The following is a 4,966-nucleotide window of genomic DNA, read 5'->3' as shown; positions in this document are numbered from 1 at the left end:
AATTTTATTATTTAATGTATTTGTTTCTATAGAATCTCCTAATAAATTTTTTAAAGTTTTTTGTGGTAAATCACTAATAGGAATTTGTTTTTTTGCTAAAGGCTTTTGGATTATCCTTTCACTTCTTATATAATATCCTTTATATTGGTTCTTTCCACTCACAGCGGTTTCTGTTATAGGATTATATCTAAACTCAATATCTGCTAAAAATCCCTCTGTATATTTTTTTTGAATATTAAATTTAGATACAAACAACTCATTGTATTCAACATTATTATCAACATCTACAACTGTTATTAATTCTTGATTGTATATTATATCTTGAATAAATTTTATAGCTTCATTCTTATCTTCTGTATTATCTTTTACTTTATAAAATATTATAGAAGAGATAGAAAGAGGCTTAACTTGGATGTTATCAGAAGCTATCTTTCTATCATTTTTTATATAGTCATCACTTTCAGATGCATATTTTGGTTTAAAATCTCTAGAGTTATATATTTTTCCATTTATCTGAATCATCCTTTGTTTTACCTCCTTCTTGGATCTATTTGATTCATTAATCTTTTATCCCTATCTTCTAATGTTTTTATAACTGTTTTTTGTACCAAATCTTGAACTTCTTTAGGATTGTTTAAGTTAGTACCTTGTGGAAAATTGAACATCATTCCACTTAAATTATAACTTGGTGAAAAAACTGTTCCACCAGTTCTGATATTTCCAATATTATTATCTATCCTTTCTTTTTCTTTTGTTGGTAAAAATGTAGGTTTATATCCTGTAAGTTCAGAAAAGCTTTTTTTCTCTCTTGCTGGTGCTCCTGGAACTGGTTTATATTCTTGCTCTTTTTTTTCTGCTTTTTCTGCTCTAGTTCTGTAAAATTCTTGTTCAGCTCTTTTTCTTTCTCCTATTTCAGTAACATCTTCAACAAAAGTATTTACGGATTTTGAAAACTGTCCAAAGGTTAAAATATCTAAAGTATTTTTAGCAAATTTTAAAGGTAATATAACAGCATCTTCGATGGCTTTTCCTACAAATTTCATTCCGTCCGTCATTATGCTAATAAATCCAACTGTAAAATCTGATAATTTTTGAACTTCATCTGTATTGTTAGTTAATTTAGTAAGCATGGAATCCAGTAGACTATTATAAGTTTTAACCATTTCTAATTTAGCTGGTGCAAATGTTTCTCCTATTTTGAGACTTAAAGCCTCCTGCTTAGAAGCTGTTGCTAAAATTTGACCTTGTAAAGTATTAGCCATGTATTCCGCTGACTTTCGAGCATAACCTTGATTATTTTTTAGAGCTTCTGTATTTTTCTTTATTTTATCAGTACCTTGCTCTAAGGCTACCATTATTCCAGAGACTGCTTCTGTACCAAATAAAACTGATAATGTTTGAGCTTTTTGAGCATTTGTCATGTTTTTTGTTTTTAATTCTAATTGTTCAAGTATTTTAGTCATTCCAATAAAATTACCACTTGAATAATCTTTTATTTCTAATCTTAATTGCCTCATAACTCTTTGAGCTTCTTTAGAAGGATTTACCAATCTTAAAGCACTTGCTCTTAAAGCTGTTCCAGCTTGACTAGCTTTAATTCCTCCATCTGCCATACTCATGAATAAGGCTGCTGTCTCTTCTGCTGTACTTCCTAGAACTGACATTGGTGGAGCTGCGTATTTCATAGCTTCTCCCATCATTGCTATACTTGTATTTGATTTGTTAGCTGAATATGCTAGGACATCCGCAAAATGATTTGCTTGGTCTGCTCCTAATTTAAATACTGTCATTGTATCTGTCATAATATCTGAAACTAAAGCTAAATCTTCTCCAGCTACAACTGCTGTATCTAATACTGCTGGTAGAGCTTTTGCACTATCGACTGCACTCCATCCAGCCATAGCCATATATTCAAGTCCTTGTGCAGCCTGTTTAGAACTAAATACAGTATTTTTCCCAGCTTCAAATGCAGCCTGTTTTAAAACATTAAAACTTTCAGCTGTTTGGTCGCCTTTAGCATTAACTTTAGCTAGTTGATAATCAAACTCTGCAAATAAATTTGTTGCTTGATTTATTTTATATGCTGTCCCAATTATTGCACTTCCAATAGCTACAATTCCAACAACCTCGCTTCCAATAGCTAATAAAGAATCTCCAAAATCATCTACTCCTTTTTTTGCTTTTTTTACATCTTTATCTACTTTTAAAAGTTCCCCATCAGCTTTTTTTAAACCCGCTTCATTTACTTTATAACCGACTTCATAAAAAACATCAGCCAATTTATTAGCCATTATTATGCACCCCCTTTATTTCCTTTATTGCGAGGTTTGATAGCATTTAAAACATATGAATACATTTTCAATTGTTTTTCATATGCCATATCATGAACATCATACGGGTTTATATGGAAATAATCACCTACAGTAAAAGCGATTATTTCCGAATCATCACTTTTTTTTAAATAATGCTCTATATCTATAAAACCATTATCATCATATTTAATACTAACGAAAAGTGTTTGCTAATTCTTCTACACTCAATTTATTCAAATGATCTATTTCTAAATCTACTGGCATTACTAATAAATTTTTTAAAATCCATTCTACTTTTCTTACTTTAGATTGCTTAGTGTATAAAGCTCCATTAATTTCAGTAAATTCATTACCATTTTCTTCCATAAGCATTATCTCTTTAACTGTTGGAACTTCAAATATTGCCTCAAATACAGTTCCATTTATATCTGTTAATTGTATTGTTTTTTGTTCATGCTTAATTTTTGGCAATATATAATCCTGTGCTTTTATAACTTTATTTTCCATAATTAATTCACTCCTTCATTAACTTCGTAATCTTCATAAGATACAGTCCATTCTCTTCTACCTAAAACTCCATTAGCTCCCCTTGTTGAGCTTCCATCATTCATAACTACACATCCAGTATAAATTTCTTTAGCTCCACCTTTATTTTTATCATTTCTATTTAAAATGAACTCTTCTCCAGTTTCAAATAAATTTCTAAGAACTTTTAAAAGTCTATCTCCATTTCTAGACTTAGTTATTTTCAAAGTAAATGTCCCACTGTTATCTGGGTTTTCAAAAGTTTGAAATTTCCCGTTTGAGTCCATCTCTCTAATATATTTATCCCCGTTTCTTACTGGTGCAAAATCTCCATCTAAGGCGTCTGAAAATATAAGTCCATTAATTTCTATAATATCTAATTTTGATTTATAAGGCATTTAAGATACACCTCCTACTTTTGTTTTATCAAATGTTAGAAGCCCCTTTATTTCTCCATAAGAAGCTGAACCACTAGGAATAGCAGCCCAAGCAACTTCAAACTCTCTAGCTGCAATTTGCTGTTGAGTATATTCTGTTTTTACATTTATTTTTGCTCTAACTTTACCTTGTTCATCTTTCGCTATAAATTCTCTAAAATCACTAGCATAATCTTTTATAACAGAATTAACTATTCCTTCTATTTGTGTTATACCTCTTGGATCTACTCCAGGATGATATATTTTATACGGTGCTTTTTCTGCCCTAATAAATGCTGTTTCAATATCATATTGTAGATTATCTCTTCCCCATTCAATATCTATAAATTCACCATTAGAACATTTACCAGGGAATAATCCCAATACACCTTCTCTTTCTTCTTGAACTGTATTTATTCCGGCTTCCTCTAATTTATCTATATCAGCTAAATCAAATCCAGAAACTACTGTTCCTGTTCCTTCTTTCCATTCCCATTTATCTCTTCCTGGAATATCTGTACACATTAAACCAACATAAATTGCATCTGGATAATCATCTGCTTTATTAGTTGCAAAAGCTATAGCTCCATTATTTAGTTTTTTAAAAAATGCTATTGCTTCATCCGCTGTTTTATTATTATCAGTTAAATAAACTGGTCTTAATCCCTTACCTACAGCCCATTCAATAACTGATTTTGTTTTATCATTATCAAACTCTGACATTAAAACAAAATAATATCCTTTATTTTTAGCCCACATATTATCTAACTCTGATTTTATGCTATCATTTTCTGCTGTTGTTCCAAATATTGAAACCTTATCAATCCTATTAGGTTGCGAAAATATTTTTTCTATTTTTTTATAAATTATATCTGTTTCTAATACACTTAAACTTTTTAAAGCTGTTGTATCTGAAACTTTTGTGTAAGGTATTGCCTTTTTAAAATCTATAATTAAAATATCTCCAAAAGTAGCCTCCTTTATAGCTTTAGTATCAGATAATACTGAAACTTTTAAATGTCTAGTCACTAAACTCACCTCTTTTCATATAAGCTCCCATTGGTATAATATCTTTATCTACAATATCAACATCCAATGTAAAACTATATCCATCTCTTTTTATTGATTGATCCAAATAAAACATATTTCTATTACTAGGTTTAAAATCTTGAACTATAGTTATATCTTCAATATCATATTTTGAATAATCAAAATTATAAAAGTATCTATCCATTTTCCAGTAATTAGTCAAATATTTTATTAATTCATCTATATTTGCTTCATTTTCTGGGGTATGAATTAAAACAAAATCAATCATATACCTACAAGTTCTATTGTAATTATCTATGATATTTAAGTCCTCCATGTCATATTCATTTGAAATACTCATATTATCTTGATTTAGATTAATTTCAATAACCTCAAATTCTATTCTTGGATAACCTATACTATCTATATCATCACTATCTTTAAGAACTATATTTATATTTGTTTTACTCTTCATCAGTTCCCATATTATAGTTTCTATTTGTCCTCTTATATTTGTTTTATCTTCTTTCATCATCTACCACCCTACGAGCTAGAAATACTTTATAATCTGAATATTCCAAAGGAATTTCATTTTTTATAATGTAATCAGTTCCAAAAGCTGGTATTATATCATTTTCTGAAAGGATATTTTTTTGATTAGTTCTACAAAATATTTTTAAATCT

At 29.2% G+C, this 4,966-nt stretch carries 6 protein-coding genes; all 6 read right to left on the bottom strand.

Features of this window, described 5'->3' with window-relative positions; translation table 11 throughout:
- On the bottom strand, positions 1-522 hold a 522-nt coding region (locus ACMOUI_RS13580; RefSeq protein ID WP_418966228.1), incomplete at its 3' end, for a hypothetical protein.
- Positions 523-530: 8 nt separating this feature from the next.
- On the bottom strand, positions 531-2,291 hold the full coding sequence (locus ACMOUI_RS13575; protein WP_418966227.1) for a phage tail tape measure protein: 1,761 nt from the start codon (positions 2,289-2,291) through the stop codon (positions 531-533).
- A gap of 213 nt (positions 2,292-2,504) precedes the next feature.
- Positions 2,505-2,819, bottom strand: coding sequence for a hypothetical protein (locus ACMOUI_RS13570; RefSeq protein WP_418966226.1), 315 nt, complete (start codon positions 2,817-2,819; stop codon positions 2,505-2,507).
- A gap of 2 nt (positions 2,820-2,821) precedes the next feature.
- Entirely contained in the window at positions 2,822-3,235 is a 414-nt protein-coding gene (locus tag ACMOUI_RS13565; RefSeq protein WP_418966225.1) for a hypothetical protein, read from the bottom strand.
- Positions 3,236-4,282: a hypothetical protein gene (locus ACMOUI_RS13560; protein WP_418966224.1), complete on the bottom strand. Its 1,047-nt coding sequence runs from the start codon at positions 4,280-4,282 to the stop codon at positions 3,236-3,238.
- Positions 4,275-4,814, bottom strand: coding sequence for a hypothetical protein (locus tag ACMOUI_RS13555; protein ID WP_418966223.1), 540 nt, complete (start codon positions 4,812-4,814; stop codon positions 4,275-4,277). The genes ACMOUI_RS13560 and ACMOUI_RS13555 overlap by 8 nt, the downstream gene beginning before the upstream one ends.
- Positions 4,815-4,966: the final 152 nt, after the last annotated feature.

This window comes from Cetobacterium sp., assembly GCF_048470075.1.
Classification (GTDB): Bacteria; Fusobacteriota; Fusobacteriia; order Fusobacteriales; family Fusobacteriaceae; genus Cetobacterium_A.
The sequence above is the reverse complement of the archived record's forward strand: the minus strand, read 5'-3'. Positions and strand labels throughout refer to the sequence as shown.